Origin of the sequence: Micromonospora yangpuensis (assembly GCF_900091615.1) — a bacterium.
GTDB lineage: Bacteria > Actinomycetota > Actinomycetes > Mycobacteriales > Micromonosporaceae > Micromonospora > Micromonospora yangpuensis.
Window position 1 is genome coordinate 5,170,923 of record NZ_FMIA01000002.1, and the last position, 18,198, is coordinate 5,189,120.

Annotated in this window: 15 protein-coding genes and 1 pseudogene; 8 read left to right on the top strand and 8 right to left on the bottom strand. The window is 73.1% G+C overall.

The genetic code is table 11. The annotated features are described in order from the left end of the window. The first annotated feature begins 120 nt into the window (after positions 1–120). The 3 genes from GA0070617_RS23305 (at position 121) to GA0070617_RS23315 (ending at position 2,153) form a co-directional block, all read left to right on the top strand. On the top strand, positions 121–555 hold the full coding sequence (locus GA0070617_RS23305; protein WP_091447128.1) for an Lrp/AsnC family transcriptional regulator: 435 nt from the start codon (positions 121–123) through the stop codon (positions 553–555). 133 nt (positions 556–688) lie between these two features. Next, complete coding sequence (locus GA0070617_RS23310; protein WP_229688507.1) at positions 689–1,255, top strand: hypothetical protein; 567 nt, start codon at positions 689–691, stop codon at positions 1,253–1,255. Positions 1,256–1,268: 13 nt separating this feature from the next. Beyond that, positions 1,269–2,153, top strand: coding sequence for a class F sortase (locus GA0070617_RS23315; protein WP_373868381.1), 885 nt, complete (start codon positions 1,269–1,271; stop codon positions 2,151–2,153). 44 nt (positions 2,154–2,197) lie between these two features. Here GA0070617_RS23315 and GA0070617_RS23320 read toward each other — a convergent pair whose 3' ends face one another. Beyond that, complete coding sequence (locus tag GA0070617_RS23320) at positions 2,198–2,734, bottom strand: HNH endonuclease (protein ID WP_091447139.1); 537 nt, start codon at positions 2,732–2,734, stop codon at positions 2,198–2,200. A 315-nt stretch (positions 2,735–3,049) separates the two neighbouring features. On the opposite strand from GA0070617_RS23320, the pseudogene GA0070617_RS23325 reads away from it, so the two are divergent. The 3 genes and pseudogenes from GA0070617_RS23325 to GA0070617_RS23335 all read left to right on the top strand — a co-directional run. Further along, a pseudogene (locus tag GA0070617_RS23325) lies at positions 3,050–4,063 on the top strand (mechanosensitive ion channel family protein); the annotation flags it as partial. A 433-nt stretch (positions 4,064–4,496) separates the two neighbouring features. After that, positions 4,497–5,849 (top strand): MFS transporter, encoded by a 1,353-nt coding sequence (locus GA0070617_RS23330; protein WP_091442616.1) that lies wholly within the window; start codon positions 4,497–4,499, stop codon positions 5,847–5,849. A gap of 99 nt (positions 5,850–5,948) precedes the next feature. After that, the gene (locus GA0070617_RS23335) at positions 5,949–6,371 is read left to right on the top strand and encodes a globin (protein ID WP_091442620.1); all 423 of its coding nucleotides are present in this window, start codon (positions 5,949–5,951) and stop codon (positions 6,369–6,371) included. A 25-nt stretch (positions 6,372–6,396) separates the two neighbouring features. Here the strand turns inward: GA0070617_RS23335 and GA0070617_RS23340 are convergent, their stop codons facing one another. The 4 genes from GA0070617_RS23340 to ettA all read right to left on the bottom strand — a co-directional run bounded on the left by GA0070617_RS23340 (position 6,397) and on the right by ettA (position 9,971). Next, a complete protein-coding gene (locus GA0070617_RS23340; RefSeq protein WP_091442623.1) occupies positions 6,397–6,981 on the bottom strand; it encodes a type III secretion system chaperone family protein in 585 nt (194 codons plus the stop codon). A 131-nt stretch (positions 6,982–7,112) separates the two neighbouring features. Beyond that, positions 7,113–7,835: a DUF8185 domain-containing protein gene (locus GA0070617_RS23345; RefSeq protein WP_091442627.1), complete on the bottom strand. Its 723-nt coding sequence runs from the start codon at positions 7,833–7,835 to the stop codon at positions 7,113–7,115. Further along, positions 7,832–8,302, bottom strand: a complete 471-nt coding sequence (locus tag GA0070617_RS23350; protein ID WP_091442631.1) for an acyl-CoA thioesterase — start codon at positions 8,300–8,302, stop codon at positions 7,832–7,834. Before GA0070617_RS23350 ends, GA0070617_RS23345 begins: the two co-directional genes overlap by 4 nt. Beyond that, positions 8,295–9,971 (bottom strand): energy-dependent translational throttle protein EttA, encoded by a 1,677-nt coding sequence (gene ettA / locus GA0070617_RS23355; protein ID WP_091442634.1) that lies wholly within the window; start codon positions 9,969–9,971, stop codon positions 8,295–8,297. The genes GA0070617_RS23350 and ettA overlap by 8 nt, the downstream gene beginning before the upstream one ends. Positions 9,972–10,279: 308 nt before the next feature. Between ettA and GA0070617_RS23360 the strand changes: the two genes are divergently transcribed. Further along, positions 10,280–11,680, top strand: coding sequence for an alpha,alpha-trehalose-phosphate synthase (UDP-forming) (locus GA0070617_RS23360; RefSeq protein WP_091442638.1), 1,401 nt, complete (start codon positions 10,280–10,282; stop codon positions 11,678–11,680). A 41-nt stretch (positions 11,681–11,721) separates the two neighbouring features. Next, complete coding sequence (gene otsB, locus GA0070617_RS23365; protein ID WP_091447146.1) at positions 11,722–14,283, top strand: trehalose-phosphatase; 2,562 nt, start codon at positions 11,722–11,724, stop codon at positions 14,281–14,283. 286 nt (positions 14,284–14,569) lie between these two features. Here otsB and cobA read toward each other — a convergent pair whose 3' ends face one another. Genes cobA through cobC form a run of 3 tightly spaced genes read right to left on the bottom strand, consistent with a single transcriptional unit; the run spans position 14,570 to position 18,179 of the window. Beyond that, entirely contained in the window at positions 14,570–15,844 is a 1,275-nt protein-coding gene (gene cobA / locus GA0070617_RS23370) for a uroporphyrinogen-III C-methyltransferase (protein WP_091442641.1), read from the bottom strand. Continuing rightward, positions 15,841–16,914, bottom strand: coding sequence for a nicotinate-nucleotide--dimethylbenzimidazole phosphoribosyltransferase (gene cobT / locus GA0070617_RS23375; protein WP_091442644.1), 1,074 nt, complete (start codon positions 16,912–16,914; stop codon positions 15,841–15,843). The genes cobA and cobT overlap by 4 nt, the downstream gene beginning before the upstream one ends. Next, entirely contained in the window at positions 16,914–18,179 is a 1,266-nt protein-coding gene (gene cobC / locus GA0070617_RS23380; protein WP_229688531.1) for an Rv2231c family histidinol phosphate aminotransferase CobC, read from the bottom strand. Before cobC ends, cobT begins: the two co-directional genes overlap by 1 nt. Between the last annotated feature and the right edge of the window lie 19 nt (positions 18,180–18,198).

Sequence of the window (18,198 nt, forward strand, 5' to 3'; positions counted from 1 at the left end):
TTCATGATCTCCCGGTCTCCACCGCCGAAGGAATGCCGGATCAACGGCGCTCGCCGCCGGCCACCTGTCATCCTGAAACCGATAGTCGTGAGACGGTTTCGGATCTGAAAGGCGGCCGTGGTGGACGACATGGACTGGGCGCTGCTGCGGGAGTTGCAGGCCGACGCCCGGCTCTCCTTCAGCGAGTTGTCCCGCCGGGTGCACCTGTCCCCGCCCGCGGTGGCCGAACGGGTCCGCCGGCTGGAGGAGTCCGGGGTGATCACCGGGTACCACGCGCGGGTGGACCTGACCCGGGCCGGCCGGCGGGTGGTCGCGCTGATCCGGATGTCCTGTTACGGACCGCGGTGCATCCTGCACGACCCGACGGTGCCCGACTGGCCGGAGATCCTGGAGATCCACCGGATCACCGGTGACGCGTGCAGCGTGCTGAAGGTCGCCGCCGCGTCGATCGGCGCGTTCGAGCAGGTGATCGACCGGCTGGCCCCGTACGGCCAGCCGTCGAGCACGATGGTGCTCTCCACCCCGCTCGACCGGCAGCCGCTCGGGCCGCTCTGACCGGCCGGACGAGCCGTACCGGTGGGCGCGGAACAGGGCCCAGGTACCCCGAACGGGTTAGTCGCCGGGGCAGGGGGAAAGCGCGGCGGGTCGCCCCAGCAGGACCGGTGCACCGGTGCCGGAAGGGAGGATCATGCGGGGTCCACGACCGGACGGCAGCCGGGTGCTCGCCGCCACTTCCACCGTACTCGCTCTGATCGGGACGTTCGTCCTGGTCGGCGCATTCGTCCTGGTCGGCGCGGAGCCGGCCCGAGCGGGTGAGAACACCTTCATCGAGGTCACCCCGAACAGCGTCCAGGCCGGCAAGCGGGTAAGCATCCGGGCCAGCTGCGACAACAGCAACAACCGGCAGGCCGAGGCGCACTCGGACGCCTTCAGCGGCCGGGTGACGCTGCGCCCGGACAACGGGTTCCTCACCGGCTCGGCGACGGTGCCGAGCAACCGGGAGCCGGGTGACTACCCGGTCGAGCTGCGGTGCTCCAGCAACACCAGCGGCGGCAACAACACCGGGGACACCGCCGTCACCCACCTGACCGTGCTCAACATGACCCAGCCCAGCAAGGGCCCGGCGACCGGGGGCGGCGGCACCGCCGACGGCCCGGGTACCGGCTCGCTGCTGGTCGTCGGCGGGATCGCCACGCTGGCCGTGGTGGCGGGCTTCGGCCTGGTCAACCGGCGGCGGCCCGGGACCGGTTCCTGACCCGGTCGCCGACGTGGCCGCCTCCCGAGGACGTACCCGGCGGGCCGGGCGTCGACCGCTGCGGGCGGTCGGCCGCTCGGGGCGGGCGCTCGGCCGGCTGGTGGTGCGCACCACGGCCCGGCTGCGTCGGGTCGCCGGACAGGTGGTCACCGTCAGCGTCAGCACCACCTACGGCGCGGCCGGCGGCACCGGGGCGACCCCCCGACCGCCGGGGACCGACCGGCACCGGCCCACCGGCCGGCGGCCCTGGCCCGCCGGCCGGTCCGGGATCCTGGCCGGGCGCTCCGGGCCGGGCGCGCCGGTGCTGGTGGTGGCCACCCTGATGGTGCTGGTGGTCGCCGTGCTCGGGGTCGAACGGGTGGCCGGGATCAGCGTGCTGCCGGACCGGCTCACCGCCGGGCTACGTCCACCACCGAAGGACTTCCCGGTGCTGCCGGCGAGCCCGCCGGTGGGCATCACCATCCCGAAGATCGACGTGGCCGCGCCGGTGCACGCCGTCGGGGTGGCCCCCGACGGCACGATCGGCGTGCCGGAGGCCGCCCGCGCCCAGGAGGCGGCCTGGTACGACCAGGGCCCCACCCCCGGCCAGTACGGCCCGGCGGTGATCGTCGGCCACGTCGACACGCACACCGGTCCGGCGGTCTTCCACCAGCTCAAGCTGCTGCGGGCCGGTGACCGGGTGGAGGTGACCCGCCAGGACCGGTCCCGGGCGGTCTTCGAGGTCGAGTCGGTGGAACGGTTCGACAAGGAGCGGTTCCCGGCGGACGAGATCTTCGGCGACTTCAGCCGCCCGTACCTGCGGCTGATCACCTGCGGCGGTCGGTGGGTCGGGGGTCCGACCGGCTACGCCGACAACGTGGTGGTCTTCGCGTCCCTGGTCGACGCCGAACCCGCCTGAGGCGACATGACCCGGACAGCGGGGCTCGGGCAGCGGCCTCGGGCTCAGGCGGCGGCTTCCGGCTCGCGCAGGTCCAGCCAGTCGGCCCAGCGGGGATCCGGGGCCCGGTGACCGAGCACCCGCCACGCGGTGCCCTTCGGGGCCGCCGGCAGGGCGTGCAGCCGCCAACCCAGCTCGGCCGGGGTCTTGTCCCCCTTGGTGTGGTTGCACCGGGCGCAGGCGGCGACCACGTTCTCCCAGGCGTGCCGGCCGCCCCGGCTGCGCGGGAAGACGTGGTCGATGGTCTCGGCCGGCCCCCGGCAGTACGCGCACCGCCAGCCGTCGCGGGCGAAGATCGCCCGCCGGGAGAGGCCGACGTGGGTGCGGTACGGCACCCGGACGAACCGGGTCAGCCGCACCACGGAGGGCACCGGTAACGCGTTGCGCGCGCTGTGCAGGATGCCCTCCCCGTCGGCCACACAGATGGCCTTGGCGGAGAGCACGAGGATGGCGGCCCGACGTACCGACACGACACACAGCGGCTCGTACGTGGCGTTGAGGACCAACGCGCCGGAGCCCGCTGTGGGTCGTATGTCAGGCATCGGGTTCACCCTCCCGGTCCAGTGCGTTCCCGCCCGTGACCGACCGACCGTCACGGGACACGACGCGACGACGGCCGACGTGGGTGGGACCACCGACGTCCGCTGGGCCAATAGTCCCTGATCGGCACCGGGATTGCACGCACTAATCCGGGGTACCGCCCGGAAGCTTCCCCCGGCCGTGGCAAGATGACCGGTTTCGGTCCGCTCCGCCCCGCACGGGTACGCCGCACCGGGTCGCCCGCCGCCCGCCGGGCGTGCCCCGGGGCCGGGCGGGTCGGCGGCGGAGCGGCCCGGCGGGTGCGGTACGAAGACACCGTGACCAATGTCAGTCGTACGCTCGTCGCCGGCCCCACCCCCGAGGCACCGGCCTCCCCCTCGGCCGACTGTCTGGACGACGTCCTGTGCGATGCCGTCTGGGACGTCACCGGCTCGTTCTGGTTCGCCGAGGGCAGCTACTGGATCCTGCTCAAGCCGCTGCGGATCGTCCTGATCCTGCTGGTGGCGGTGCTGCTCCGCTGGTTGGTGAACCGGACCATCAAGCGGCTGGTCCGGACGACCACCGACGCCTCCGTGCCGACCCTGCTGCGACCGCTGCGGGAGCGGATCCCCGAGGCCTCGCCGACCCCTGCCCAGTTCGTGCCGGAGCGGCGCCGGCAGCGGGCCGAGGCGATCGGTTCGGTGCTACGCAGCGGGGCCACCGCGTTCATCCTCGGCATCGCGCTGCTGATGGTGCTCAAGGAGTTCAGCTTCGATCTCGCCCCGCTGCTGGCCAGCGCCGGCATCGCCGGGGTGGCGCTCGGCTTCGGCGCACAGAGCCTGGTCAAGGACCTGCTCGCCGGGCTGTTCATGTTGATCGAGGACCAGTACGGCGTGGGCGACACGGTCGACCTCGGCGAGGCCACCGGCACGGTGGAGGCGGTCGGGCTGCGGGTCACCACGGTCCGCGACGGTCGCGGGGTGCTCTGGTACATCCGTAACGGGGAGATCGTCCGGGTCGGCAACAAGAGCCAGGGCTGGGCCCTGGTCGTGGTGGACCTGCCGGTCGGCTTCGCCAACACCGAGGAGGTCTCCGCGGTGCTCCGGACGGCGGCGGCCTCGGTGTCGCTGGACCCGGAGTTGTCCCCGGAGATCGTCGAGCCGCCCACGGTGCTGGGCGTGGAGCAGATGACGGTGGACGGCGCGGTGATCCGTACCGTGGTGAAGACGACGGCGGACGGCCAGTTCGCGGTGGGCCGGGAGTTGCGCCGACGGCTGGCCGAGGCCCTGGAGAACTCCGGGATCACCGCCCAGATCGCCGCCGCCCGGTACTACCCGGGCCTGCCCGTCGAACCCGGCCCCGGCGGCCCGACCGTCCGGCCCGCCGGCCCGACCGGCCCGCCCACCGGCTCGACCGGTACCCCGCCCGCCGGCCCGACCGGCACGACCGGCACGGGCAGCACGGGCGCCGGCCCGGACGGCCGCCCGTAGCCAGGGGCCGGCGTCCGGTCGAACGGCCGCCCGCCGGCCCACTGTCCGGCGTCCACCGCTCGCCGGGAATCGACGGGTTTCGGCCCGGCCGGCCCCTCGGGTATCGTCCGTTCGTTCAGTCGGAGATGCGACCGTCGAGCCGTTCGCCCTAGCCAGTTGTCAGACGATCGGGCAGAATCCGGTACACGCTCCCTGCGGAGCGTGATCATTTCCTCGCTGCTCCGTAGATCCGACGACGGTTCCCGGGCGCACCGTCACTGACCGGTGGCCGACCTGGGGGGACCATGGAGGCCCGGTGTCCGACGAGCGACCTGCCGAGGAGCGGGCAGCCACCTTCGGTGAGGTGTTCTCCCAGCGTGAATACCGGGCAGTGCTCAGCGCCACCACCCTCGCCTGGGTCGGCGACTACATCGCCAAGGCCGCCGTCACCGTGCTGGTCTACCGGGAGAGCGAGTCGGTCGCCCTCTCCGCCGCCGCCTTCGCGGTCAGCTTCCTGCCCTGGCTGATCGGCGGGCCGCTGCTCGCCACGATCGCCGAGCGGTACCGCTACCGGCAGGTGATGGTGACCTGCGACCTCATCCGGATGGCCCTGGTCAGCCTGGTCGCCATCCCGGGCATGCCGGTCTGGACGATCCTCTGTCTGCTGTTCCTCACCACGCTGGCCAATCCGCCGAGTCAGGCGGCCCGGTCGGCGCTGATGCCGTTGATCCTGACCGGTGACCGGCTGGTGGTGGGGCTGTCCATCAACGCCAGCGTGGGCCAGGCCGCACAGGTCGTCGGCTACCTGCTGGGTGCCGCCATCGCCACCGTGAACCCGACCCTCGCGTTGCTCGTCAACGCGACCACGTTCGCCCTCTCCGCCGTCCTGGTCCGGCTCGGGGTGCGCGACCGTCCGCCGGCGATGAACGCCGCGCACCGCAGTGACCTGCTGCGCGAGACCGGCGAGGGCTTCCGGATCGTCTTCGGCAACCCGGCTCTGCGGGCCATCGCCGTACTGGTGTTCAGCTCGATGCTCTTCGCCATCGTGCCGGAGGGGCTGGCCGCGGCCTGGGCGCGCACGGGCAGCAGCGGAGGGCTGGACGCCGGGGTGGCGCAGGCGGTCATCATGGCCGCGAATCCGGTCGGCTTCATTCTCGGCGGCCTGCTGATCGGGCGGACGGTCACGCCGGCCCGCCGGGTGCGGCTGATCCGGCCGATGGCGGTGATCGCCCCACTGGTGCTGGTGCCGGCCCTGCTGGACCCGCCACCGTTGGCCGTCGCGCTGCTCGCCGCCGGCTGCGGATTCGCCGTCGGCGGCCTGTTGCCGGTCGCCAACGGGTTGTTCGTCCGGGCCCTGCCCGACGGTTTCCGGGCCCGCGCGTTCGGGGTGATGGCCACCGGGCTCCAGGTGATCCAGGGCGTCGCGGTGCTGACCACGGGTCTGCTCGCCGAACGGTTCTCCATCCCGCTGGTGGTCGGGCTCTGGAGCGCCGCCGGGGTGCTGCTCATGCTCCTGGTGGTCGCCAACCTGCCGACCCACCTCTGGAACGCCAGTCTGGCCGCCCGGGGGCCGACGGGGGCCGCCCCGCCCGCCGCCGAGGTCGACGGGTCCGTCCCACCCCGACCCCGGTCAGCCGACCCCACCGCCGCCGACGCGCCCACCCGCTGAGCCACCGGCCCGGTGCCGTCAGCCGGGTGTGACCGAGCCCGCAGCGCCGGGCGGCGGTACGCGCCGGACGACGCTGCGGCGGCCTGGCAGGATGGGAGCGTGAATGCCGCAGGAGAGTCCGGCCAGCCGTCGACGACCTTCTTCGAGGCGGTCGGAGGCGAGCCCACCTTCCGCCGGCTGGTCGACGAGTTCTACGCCGGGGTGGCCACCGACCCGGTGCTGCGTCCGATGTACCCGGAGGAGGACCTGGGGCCCGCCGCGGAGCGGCTGACGCTCTTCCTCATGCAGTACTGGGGCGGGCCGAACACCTACTCCAGCCAGCGGGGTCACCCCCGGCTGCGGATGCGGCACGCCCCGTTCCGGGTCGGCGCCGTCGAACGGGACGCCTGGCTGCTGCACATGCGGCGGGCGGTCGACCGGCTCGACCTCACCCCGGAGGCGGCCGGCACCCTCTGGGACTACCTGGAACGGGCCGCGTACTTCATGGTCAACGTCATGGACGACCCGGCCCACCCCGCGTGACGGCCGGCCGGCCACCGCGTCGGGGTCAGAGCAGGGCGCCCTCGTCGTGCAGCCAGTCCACGAAGGTGCTGGCGACCGCGGCACCACAGTCGAGCATCTCCACCAGGAGCGCGTCGTGCGCCCCGGCCCCGAGCGGCACCTGCAACTCGGCGTAGATCGGCAGCTGACCCCGCTCGGTGGGGTCACCGATGTAGGCCTTGCAGAACCGGCGGGTGTGGTTCCACTCGTTGACCACCCGGTAGGCCCGGTCGGCCCAGTCCGGCGGCACGGTCGCGTGTGGACGGGCCCGCATCACCAGGATCTCGTCCTCCGGGCCCTCCAGGGTCACCAGCACGGCGTGCCGTTCCCACATGGCCAGCAGGTTGCCGTCGCCGTCGGCCAGGTAACGCACGTCGAGCCGGTCGAGTGCGGCGCAGACCCGGCCGAGGGTCACCGGCGCCACGGTGTCCGGCAGGTCCGTCATCGTGGGCCGTTCGGCGGGCGCAGCGTCGTCCCCTGGTTGACGGGGCGACGGCGGCCCGACCCGGACCTTGTCGTCCACTGTGATCCCGCTTCGAGTTGCCTGGTCGCCGCCCTCTGCGGAACCTGGCCGCCATGACCACCACGGCATCGCTCGCGCACCTCACTCCCCAGCGGATCCAGTCGCCTACGGTGCGTTGGATCCGAGGATGGACGGTACCCGGACAGCCGGGCTGAGGCATCCCCCCAACGGCAGCCCCAGCCCGGAAGAACGACCGAGGGTCAGCCGAACGGCCGAGTCCGGATCGGGTTGACGACAAGATCCGCGACCTTCTGCGACCAGGCCGCCCCGAAAGGTCCCACCAGGGCGACCCATCGGCCGGCGACCCGCACCCCGACGTCGGTCGGCGCGTCGGCGTCGGCCCGGCCGAGGAATCCCATCCGGACCACCGCCTGGATCAGCCGCTGGTTGACCTCGACGCGTTCGGCTGTCGAGTCGTCCGGGGAGACCAGCACCGGGACGTGGTCCAACAACGCGTCGCGGACCGCCCGCTGGCCGACCGCCCGGCCGGCCACCCCGTGCTCGGCGGCCGAGCGCAGCGCACCGGCCGCCGCCGCCGCGATCCGCCGTACCTCGGCCACCGGCATCGTCTCCACCGGCCGGGACGCCGGCGGGGGCAGCGGCCAGCGCCACTGCGCGTCCCGGCGGCCGGGCAGGGTCGCGCCGTCGCCGTCGAGCACGGCCAGCAGTTCACCGGCGGAGACGGTGGCATCGCCGGGGCCGGGCCCGGTGACCGTCCGGACCACCAGCACGTTCCACGGCAGCCGGGCCCAGATGGCGGTACGGCCGGCGGACGCGTCCGACCGGAGCCGGACCACCGCGTCGGGGGCCAACCGGACCAGCCGGGCCAGGAACGCCCCGGCGTCGGTGGTGCCGACCAGCCCGTGCCCGCCGCCGCCCGCCGGGGACGGCGACGTCGCACCGCCCGGGTGGGTCGCGCTCATGTCGTCCCCTCACCGCCGGACATGGCGGCGTCGCCGGCCGGGGCGTACGTCAGCAGGAAGGCCCGCTCCTCGGCGGTCATCCGCCGGGGCGACTGCCGCGTCAGGTCGAAGGGCACCAGCACCGAACGGGCCCGGCTGGCCAGCACCTCGCCGTCGTACAGCTCGTAGGCGACGGTGAACCGGGAGGCCTTGATCTCCTCCACCCAGAGTTCGATGCGCACGGTCGGGGCCGCCTCCGCGGTGGCCCGGCCCAGCGCGTAGTCGACCGGGCGCAGGTAGTCGACCTCGTGCCGGCGGATGACCACCCCGTCGGCGAGCGAGCCCACCCCCCAGGCCCGGCCCCCGGCGAACATCAACGCCACCCGCGCCTCCTCGTACAGGGTGAGGAAGCGCGAGTTGTTGACGTGGCCGTACGCGTCCAGGTCGGACCAGCGCAGCGTGCAGTGGTAGACGAAGCGGTCAGTCACGGGTGAGCTTGCGGTAGGTCACCCGGTGCGGGCGGGCCGCCTCGGCGCCCAGGCGATCGATCTTGTTCTTCTCGTACGCCTCGAAGTTGCCCTCGAACCAGAACCACCGCGACGGGTCCTCGTCGTCGCCCTCCCAGGCCAGGATGTGCGTGGCCACCCGGTCGAGGAACATCCGGTCGTGGGAGATGACCACGGCGCAGCCGGGGAACTCCAGCAGCGCGTTCTCCAGGCTGGAGAGGGTCTCCACGTCCAGGTCGTTGGTGGGCTCGTCGAGCAGGATCACGTTCCCGCCGATCTTGAGCGTCAGCGCCAGGTTGAGCCGGTTGCGCTCGCCGCCGGAGAGCACCTTGGTCGGCTTCTGCTGGTCCGGGCCCTTGAAGCCGAACGCGGCGATGTACGCCCGGGACGGCATCTCGACCTTGCCCACCATCAGGTGGTCCAGCCCGTCGGAGACGACCTCCCAGACCGTCTTGTCACCGGCCAGGCCCTGCCGGTTCTGGTCGACGTACGACAGCGAGACGGTCGGGCCGACCTTGACCTCGCCGCCGGTCGGCTGCTCCAGCCCGACGATGGTCTTGAACAGGGTGGTCTTGCCGACGCCGTTCGGGCCGATGATGCCGACGATGCCGTTGCGCGGCAGCGAGAAGGACAGGTTGTCGATCAGCAGCCGGTCGCCGAAGCCCTTGCTGAGCTGGTGTGCCTCGATGACCGTGCTGCCCAGACGGGGACCCGGCGGGATCTGGATCTCCTCGAAGTCCAGCTTGCGGGTCTTCTCCGCCTCGGCGGCCATCTCGTCGTACCTGTCGAGCCGGGCCTTGGACTTGGTCTGGCGGGCCTTGGCGTTGGAGCGGACCCACTCCAGTTCCTCGGTGAGCCGCTTCTTCATCTTGGCGTCCCGGCGGCCCTCGACGGCCAGCCGGGCGGCCTTCTTCTCCAGGTAGGTGGAGTAGTTGCCCTCGTAGCCGACGGCCCGGCCACGGTCCAGCTCCAGGATCCAGCCGGCCACGTTGTCCAGGAAGTACCGGTCGTGGGTGATCGCCATGACGGTGCCGGCGTACTTGGCCAGGTGCTGCTCCAGCCAGGAGACGCTCTCCGCGTCCAGGTGGTTGGTGGGCTCGTCGAGCAGCAGCAGGTCGGGAGCCTCCAGCAGCAGCTTGCAGAGGGCGACCCGGCGGCGCTCACCCCCGGAGAGCTGGGTGACGTCGGCGTCCGGCGGCGGGCAGCGCAGGGCGTCCATGGCCAGTTCGAGCTTGGAGTCGTTGTCCCACGCGTCGGCGTGGTCCAGCTCCTCCTGGAGCTTGCCCATCTCGGCCATCAGCTCGTCGGTGTAGTCGGTGGCCATCTGCTCGGCGATGGCGTTGAACCGCTCCAGCTTCTCCTTGGTCTCGGCGACCGCCTCCTCGACGTTGCCGAGGACCGTCTTGCTCTCGTTGAGCGGGGGCTCCTGGGCGAGCAGGCCGACGGTGTAGCCGGGCATCAGCCGGGCCTCGCCGTTGCTCGGCCGGTCCAGCCCTGCCATGATCTTGAGGAGGCTGGACTTACCGGCGCCGTTCGGGCCGACCACACCGATCTTGGCCCCCGGCAGGAAGCTCAGCGTCACGTTGTCGAGCACGACCTTGTCGCCGTGCGCCTTGCGCGCCTTTTCCAGGACGTAGATGTACTGGGCCACGGTGCGGGCTACCTCCGTAGGTTGCGGCTGGGATCGGCGGGCGCGGCGCGGGCTGCGAACTCTCCCCGCCGCCGCCGGCCGGTGGCCGGCCGCACGCACGCCGCCGTCAATCCTGACAGGTACGGCGCCGTCCGCCCACATCACCCCGGCGAACGGCGAGCCAGACGGGTACGCCGACCGCCCGTGTCGACAAGATCACGCTATCGGTTGAGCAGGCTTTGGGACGGGTAGGGAACCCCGCACGGGGTGGTAAGCGCCGCAGCTACGCTCATCGCGGTGGACCCGTCAGTAGCCGGAGGTGGCCGATCGTGACCGTCCGTAGCTCCTTTGTCGTAGTGGCAAACCGACTGCCGGTCGATGAGGTGAGCACACCCGAGGGGCGGCAGTGGCGTCGCAGCCCCGGTGGCCTGGTCACCGCGCTGCATCCGGTCCTCGCCGAACACCAGGGCACCTGGGTCGGCTGGGCCGGTGGCACCGGTGCCGCCCCGGAGCCGTTCGACCTGGAGGGCATCCGTCTGCACCCGGTGCCGCTGAGCGCCGAGGAACTGGAGCGCTACTACGAGGGCCAGTCCAACGCCACCATCTGGCCGCTCTACCACGACGCCGTCGAGACACCTGCCTACAAGCGTCGCTGGCGCGAGGCGTACCGGCTGGTCAACGCCAGGTTCGCGGAGGCCGCGGCGGAGGTCGCCGCCGAGGGCGCGACCGTCTGGGTGCAGGACTACCAGCTGCAGCTGGTCCCGGCGATGCTGCGGGAGCTGCGCCCGGACCTGCGGATCGGGTTCTTCCTGCACATCCCGTTCCCGCCGATCGAGCTGTTCATGCAGATGCCGCTGCGCGCCGAGGTGCTGCGGGGCCTGCTCGGCGCGGACCTGGTCGGGTTCCAGCAGCGGTTGGCCGCGCAGAACTTCGTCCGGCTGGCCCGTCACCTGCTCGGGCTGCGCTACGAGGGGCAGATGATCCAGGTTGACGGCCGTCAGGTCAAAGCCGGAGCATTTCCGATCTCCATCGACGTGGCGGAGATGGAGCGGCTCGCCGCCGACCCGGCGATCCAGGCCCGCGCCAAGCAGATCCGCGCTGAGCTGGGCGATCCCAAGACGATCATCCTCGGCGTGGACCGTCTCGACTACACCAAGGGCATCGAACTGCGGCTCAAGGCCTTCCGCGAACTGCTGGCTGACGGAAAGTTGACAGTTCCGGACGCGGTTATGGTGCAGGTCGCCACGCCGAGCCGGGAACGCGTCGAGCACTACCAGGCACTTCGGGTCAAGGTCGAACGCGAGGTTGGCCGGATTAATGGCGAATTCGGCAGGGTCGGCGTGCCGGCGGTGCATTACCTGCATCAGTCGTACAGTCGCAGTGAACTGGCCGCGATGTACGTCGCGGCCGACGTGATGATGGTGACTCCCCTGCGAGACGGTATGAATCTGGTGGCTAAGGAGTACGTTGCGGCGCGCACCGATCAAGGTGGCGCCCTCGTGCTCAGTGAGTTTGCCGGCGCGGCCACCGAGCTGCGCCAGGCCTTTCTGTGTAACCCGCACGACCCCGACGCGGTCAAGGACGCCCTGCTGCGAGCCGTGCACGTAGAGAAGCCGGAGGCCCGTCGCCGCATGCGCATCATGCAGCGTCACCTGCGTACCCACGATGTGGGTCACTGGGCGAAGTCGTTCCTCACCGAACTGGGTGTCCCCGATACGGAGGTCGCGTGAACACGTCCGTCGCCGACGGAGCACCTCCGATCGCCGGGGTGATGGACCCGGAACTGCGCTCCGCCATCGGGCGGATCGCCCGGATGCCGCAACTGCTGGTCGCCTGCGACTACGACGGCACCCTCGCCCCCATCGTCGAGGACCCGAGCAAGGCGGTGCCGCTACCGGAGTCGGTGGCCGCCGTGCGGGCGCTCGCCGCGCTGCCGCAGACCTCGGTCGCGGTGGTCTCCGGTCGGGCCCTGCGCGACCTGGCCGCCCTGTCGCGGCTGCCCAGCGAGGTGCACCTGGTCGGTAGCCACGGCTCCGAGTTCGACATCGGGTTCGTCGAACGGCTCACCCCCGAGCTGATCGCCGTGCGGACCCGGCTGCGCGACGAGTTGCGGACCATCGCCGCCGCCCACCCGGGCATTCGGCTGGAACGCAAGCCGGCAAGCGTCGCGGTGCACACCCGTGGGGTGGACCCGCACGTGGCCGCCGCCGCGATCGACGCGGTCCGCTCCGGCCCCGCCACCTGGGAAGACGTCACGGTCACCCAGGGCAAGGAGGTCATCGAGCTCTCCGTGGTGGCCACCCACAAGGGCACCGCGGTCGACCAGCTACGTACCCAGCTCTCCGCCAGCGCGGTGCTCTTCATCGGTGACGACGTCACCGACGAGAACGCCTTCGGCAACCTGCAGGGCCCGGACCTCGGGATCAAGATCGGCCCCGGGGAGACCAAGGCCGGCTACCGGGTGGCCGAGCCGATCGAGGCGGCCCGCGCCCTGGCGCTGCTGCTGGAGACCCGGCGGCACTGGCTCTTCGGCGAGCGGGCGGTGCCGATCGAACGGCACTCGATGCTGGCCAACGGTCGTACCGTGGCGTTGTTGACGCCGGAGGCGAAGGTCACCTGGCTCTGCCACCCCAAGCCGGACTCGGCGGCGATCTTCGCCGACCTGGTCGGCGGCAGCCCCGCCGGGCACTTCAGCGTCGCCCCCGAGCGGGGCGGCATCCCGCTGGGCCAGCGCTACCGCAACGGCACCATGACCCTGGAGACCCGCTGGTCGGGCCTGACCGTGACCGACTGGCTCGACCGGCCGTCCGCCGACTCGGTGCCGGCCGGTTCGGCGATCATCTCCGGGGACTCGACGCTGGTCCGGGTGCTCACCGGCACCTCGAAGGTCCGGCTGGAGTTCGCCCCGCGACCGGAGTTCGGCCAGGTCGCGGTGCAGCTGCAACCCGCCGACGACGGGCTGCTGGTGCTCGGCTCCAACGAGCCGGTCGCGCTCTACTCCCCCGGGGTGACCTGGGAGGTCAGCAACGACGGCGGGTACGAGACCGCCAAGGCCGTCGTCGACCTCGCCGCCACTGGCGGACAGGCCCTGCTGGAGCTGCGCTTCGGCACGCACAACCTGGACGACCACCGGCTGCCCGTGCACGAGCGGCAGGCCGCCACCGAGCAGCCCTGGAAGGACTGGGTGGCCGAGCTGCGGCTGCCGACCACCGCCCGGGACCTGGTCGCCCGCAGCGCGTTGACCCTGCGTGGGCTCTGCCACGAGGCCACCGGGTCGATCCTCGCCGCGGCGACCACCTCGTTGCCGGAGGAGCTGGGCGGGGTCCGCAACTGGGACTACCGGTACTGCTGGCTGCGGGACGCGGCGATGACCGCCCGGGTGCTTGTCGACCTCGGCTCCATCGAGGAGGCCGAGGCGCTGCTGCGCTGGGTGGACGGCTGCATCGAACGCACCGGCGGGCACCCCGAACGGCTGCACCCGCTCTACACCGTCGACGGGTACGAACTGGGTGCCGAGGCGGTCATCGACACCCTGCCCGGCTACGCCGGCTCCCGCCCGGTACGCGTCGGCAACCTGGCCAACCACCAGCTCCAGCTGGACGTCTTCGGCCCGATCGCCGACCTGCTCGCCGCCGTGGCCGACCTGCGTGGCTCGGTACGCGAGACCGAGTGGCGGGTGCTGGAGAACATGGTCGAGGCGGTCCGCCGCCGCTGGCACGAGCCCGACCACGGTATCTGGGAGGCCCGCCTGCCACCCCGGCACCACATCTTCAGCAAGGTGATGTGCTGGATGACGGTGGACCGGGCGTTGCAGGTGGTCCGCCAGCACGGTGGCGAGGACCGGCCGGAGTGGGTGGAGCTGCGCGACCGGATCGGCGCCAACGTGCTGGAGCACGGCTGGCACTCCGGTGCCGAGGCGTACAGCGTCGCCTACGGTGACGAGGAGATGGACGCCTCGTCGCTCTGGATCGGCCTCTCCGGGCTGCTGCCCGGCGACGACCCACGGTTCCTGTCGACCGTGCTGAAGATCGAGGCGGACCTGCGCAGCGGTCCGGTCGTCTACCGGTACCACTGGGACGACGGCCTGCCCGGCCGGGAGGGCGGCTTCCACATCTGCACGGCGTGGCTGATCGAGGCGTACCTGCGCACCGGTCGGCGTACCGACGCCGAGGAGCTGTTCGCCCAGATGGTCGACACCGCGGGCCCGACCGGACTGCTGCCCGAGCAGTACGACCCGTTGGCCGAGCGGGGGCTGGGCAACCACCCGCAGGCCTACAGCCACCTGGGTCTGATCCGGTGCGCGCTGCTGCTGGACAACATGCTCAAGCAGTGACCTGACCAGCGCCGACGGTGGCCCCGGACCTCTGGTCCGGGGCCACCGTGCTGTCCCGGCCGAACCTGGCCGCGCGCACCGGGCTGGCCAGGCCGGGCAGAGCCGGGCCCGGCCCGGGGCCGGGCAGAGCCGGGCCCGGCCCGGGGCCGGGGCGGCCTGGGAAGATCGACTCGGTTGTGGCGATATAGCGCTATCCCGGGTACGCCGATACCGCCATATCGCCACAACCGAGTCGATCAAGGACCGCGGTCAGCCAGGACGCACGGCCGGCGCTCGGCCAGGCGGGCTAGGCGTCCAGTGGGGCGAGGGCGTCAACCACGTGGCCGATCACCACGATGGCCGGCGGGCGCAGGCTGGCCGCCGCCACGTCCACCGCCACTGTACCGAGCGTCGACCGTAGGCTGCGTTGCCCGTCCGTGGTGCCCTCCTGGATCACCGCGGCCGGGGTCTGCGGCGGCCGGCCGTGCGCGATCAGGGTCGCGGCGATCGCGGCCAGGTTCTTCAGCCCCATCAGCACCACGAGGGTGCCGCGCAGGCCGGCGAGAGTGTCCCAGCGCACCAGGGAGGCCGGCGAGTCCGGGGCGAGGTGCCCGGAGACGACGGTGAACTCGTGCGCCACCGCACGGTGGGTGACCGGCACCCCGGCCACCGCCGGCACGGCTACCGCGCTGGTCACCCCGGGGACCACGGTGACCGGCACCCCGGCCGCCGCGCAGGCCAGCAGCTCCTCGCCACCCCGCCCGAAGACGTACGGGTCGCCGCCCTTGAGCCGGACCACGAAGGCACCGGCCAGGGCCCGGTCGACCAGGATCGCGTTGATCTCCTCCTGGGCCCGAGAAGGGCCGTACGGGATCTTGGAGGCGTCCACCAGCTCCACGTCGGGGCGCAGCTCGTCCAGGAGCAGGCCGGGCACCAGCCGGTCGGCGACCACCACGTCGGCCTCGGTGAGCAGCCGCCAACCCTTGACGGTGATCAGCTCCGGGTCACCGGGGCCGGCGCCGACCAGGGCCACCCGCCCGACCGGCTGCTGCACCCCGTCGTCGGCGTTAACAAGGGGCCCCTGCTCTACCGAAAGCGTTAACGGGGGGCCCTTCCTTGCGGTGAGGAGGGTGCGGATGGCGTCGCGGGTGGCCATCGCGCGGCGGGGGTCGCCGCCGGCCAGCACGGCCACCGTCACCGGGCCGCTGCGGGTGACCGCCGGGGTCCAGGCGGTGGCGGCGGTGCGGTCGTCGGCGCGGACGCAGAAGATCCGCCGCTCGGCGGCGGCGGCGCTGACCGCCTCGGCGGCGACCGGATCGTCCACGGCGGTCTGCACCAGCCAGGCGTCGTCCAGGTCGCCGGCGGTGAAGCGGCGTGGCTCCCAGCGCAGCCGGCCCGCGTCGACGTGGGCGCGCAGCGCCGGGGTGAGTTCGGGTGAGACCAGCAGCACGTCCGCGCCGGCGTCGAGCAGCGCCGGCACCCGGCGGGTGGCGACCGCTCCCCCGCCCACCACGACCACCCGGCGGCCGGCCAGCCGCAACCCGAGCGGGTACGGGTTGGTCTGCTCGCTTGCTCCGGTCACTTCTCGGCCACTCCCGCCGAGTCGAAGGTGGCGACCTCGTGCAGCACCCGGACCGCGCCGGTGACCACGGGCAGCGCCAGCAGCGCACCGGTGCCCTCGCCGAGGCGCAGGCCGAGGTCGAGCAGCGGGTCGAGGCCGAGGTGGCGCAGGCCCACGGTGGCCCCCGGCTCGGCGGAGCGGTGCCCGGCGACCAGGGCACCGACCGCGGCGGGGGCGAGCGCGACGGCGGCCAGTGCGGCGCTGACCGCGATCACCCCGTCGAGCAGCACCGGTCGGCGGCGCGCGGCGGCGGCGAGGATCAGCCCGGTCAGCGCGGCGTGTTCCAGTCCACCGACGGCGGCGAGCACGCCCAGCGGGTCGGCCGGGTCGGGGTCGTGCCGGCGCAGCGCGGCCCGCACCACGTCGACCTTGTGGGCGTAGGTCGGGTCGTCCACGCCGGTGCCCCGGCCGGTCGTCTCGGCGGGGTCGGCCCCGGTGAAGGCGGCGATCAGGGCGGCGGCCGGGGTGGTGTTGCCGATGCCCATGTCCCCGGTGACCAGGATCCGGGCCCCCGCGTCGAGCAGCTCGTCGGCGACCCGGGTCCCGGCCTGTACGGCGGCGCGGGCCTCGTCGCGGGTCAGGGCGGCGGTGACCGTCAGGTCCCGGGTGCCGCGCCGGACGTTCGCCACGACCAGCCGGGGCAGCCCACCGGCGGCGGTGTCCGGCGCGTCGGGCAGCGGGGTGGCGACGCCGACGTCGACCACGGTGACCGGGGCGCCGGCCTGCCGGGCGAAGGCGTTGACCACCGCTCCCCCGGCCAGGAAGTTGCCGATCATCTGGGCGGTCACCTCCTGCGGCCAGGGTGTGACCCGCTGGGCGTGCACGCCGTGGTCACCGGCGAAGATCGCCACCGCGGCGGGCTCCGGCAGCGGGGGCGGGCAGGCCCCGGCCAGGCCGGCGAGGCGGACCGACAGCTCCTCCAGGGCGCCGAGCGAGCCGGCCGGCTTGGTCAGCCGGCCCTGCAGCTCCCGGGCGGCCGCCATCGCCGACTCGTCGGGCGGCTCGATCGCCGCGATCGTGCTCTCCAGCATCACGCCTCCAGGATCTCCGCCAGTATCTCGGTGAACGCGTCGGTCGTCGCCCGGTCCCGTACGGCCACCCGTAGCCATTCCGGACCGAGGCCGGGGAAGGTGTCGCCCCGGCGTACCGCCCAGCCCCGCTGCCGCAACGTCAGCCGTACCCGGGCGGCGTCGGGGTGCCGGATCAGGACGAAGGCGCTGGCCGGGCGGCCGGCGACGCGTACCCCGGGCAGGCCGGACAGGCGGGCCACCAGGTGGTCGCGGTCGGCGGTGAGCCGGGCGGCGATGGCGCGTTCGGCGGCGACGGCGGTGCCGCTGGCGCAGGCGGTGGCGGCGGCGAGCGCCGGGGTGGAGACCGCCCAGAGCGGCTGGGCGGCGGCCAGCCGGGCGAGCAGCGCCGCCTCGCCGAGCAGGTACCCGATGCGCAGCCCGGCCAGCCCCCAGGTCTTGGTCAGGCTCCGCACCACCACCAGGCCGGGCAGGTCACGGCGGTGCGCCAGGGACTCCGGCTCACCGGGTACGCCGGGCACGACGGTGGTGTCGGCGAACGCCTCGTCGACCACCAGGATCCGGCCGGGCCGGGCGAGCGCGGCCAGCGTCGCCGCGGGGTGCAGCACCGACGTGGGATTGGTCGGGTTGCCGATCATGACCAGGTCGGCGTCGACGGGCACCCGGGCGGGGTCGAGCCGGAAGTCGTCGGCGGGATCGAGCAGCACCCGCTCGACCCGGTGCCCGGCCGCCCACAGCGCCGCCTCCGGCTCGGTGAACTGCGGGTGCACCACCACCGGTCGACGCAGCCCGGTCAGGGCGCGGGCGAGCAGCACGAAGCCCTCGGCGGCCCCGGCGGTCAGCAGTACCTCGTCCGGGTGACGGCCGTGCCGGGCGGCGACGGCGGCGCGGGCCGGCCGGGGGTCGGGGTAGCGGGCCAGGTCGGCGAGGGTGGCCGCGATCGGCCCGGCCAGCCAGGGCGGCGGCGGCTCACGCCGGACGTTGACCGCCAGGTCCACCAGGCCCTCGCCCACCTCGGCGTCCCCGTGGTGACCGAGGTCCGGCCCTACGCCGGCACTGCCGAGGTCCGGCCCATCGCCGGCACTGCCGAGGTCCGGCCCATCGCCGGCACTGCCGAGGCCTGGCCCATCGCCGGCACTGCCGGGGTCCGGTCCGGCGTCGAGCAACTCACCGCGCATGTCCGCGATCCTGCCGGGAAGGCGGCGCGCGGGACAGCCGGTGCCGGCGTGGGCCGCGTCACCACACCGCCGTTTATGAATATTTCTCAGGTACGTATCGGAAATGTCA

Bases quoted from the DNA above. Each gene is read 5' to 3' on its own strand.
- GA0070617_RS23320 (WP_091447139.1), bottom strand. From the start codon at position 2,734: ATGCCTGACATACGACCCACAGCGGGCTCCGGCGCGTTGGTCCTCAAC.
- GA0070617_RS23310 (WP_229688507.1), top strand. From the start codon at position 689: ATGCGGGGTCCACGACCGGACGGCAGCCGGGTGCTCGCCGCCACTTCC.
- GA0070617_RS23340 (WP_091442623.1), bottom strand. From the start codon at position 6,981: ATGCCGTGGTGGTCATGGCGGCCAGGTTCCGCAGAGGGCGGCGACCAG.
- cobT (WP_091442644.1), bottom strand. From the start codon at position 16,914: ATGCTGGAGAGCACGATCGCGGCGATCGAGCCGCCCGACGAGTCGGCG.
- GA0070617_RS23345 (WP_091442627.1), bottom strand. From the start codon at position 7,835: ATGAGCGCGACCCACCCGGGCGGTGCGACGTCGCCGTCCCCGGCGGGC.
- otsB (WP_091447146.1), top strand. From the start codon at position 11,722: ATGGACCCGGAACTGCGCTCCGCCATCGGGCGGATCGCCCGGATGCCG.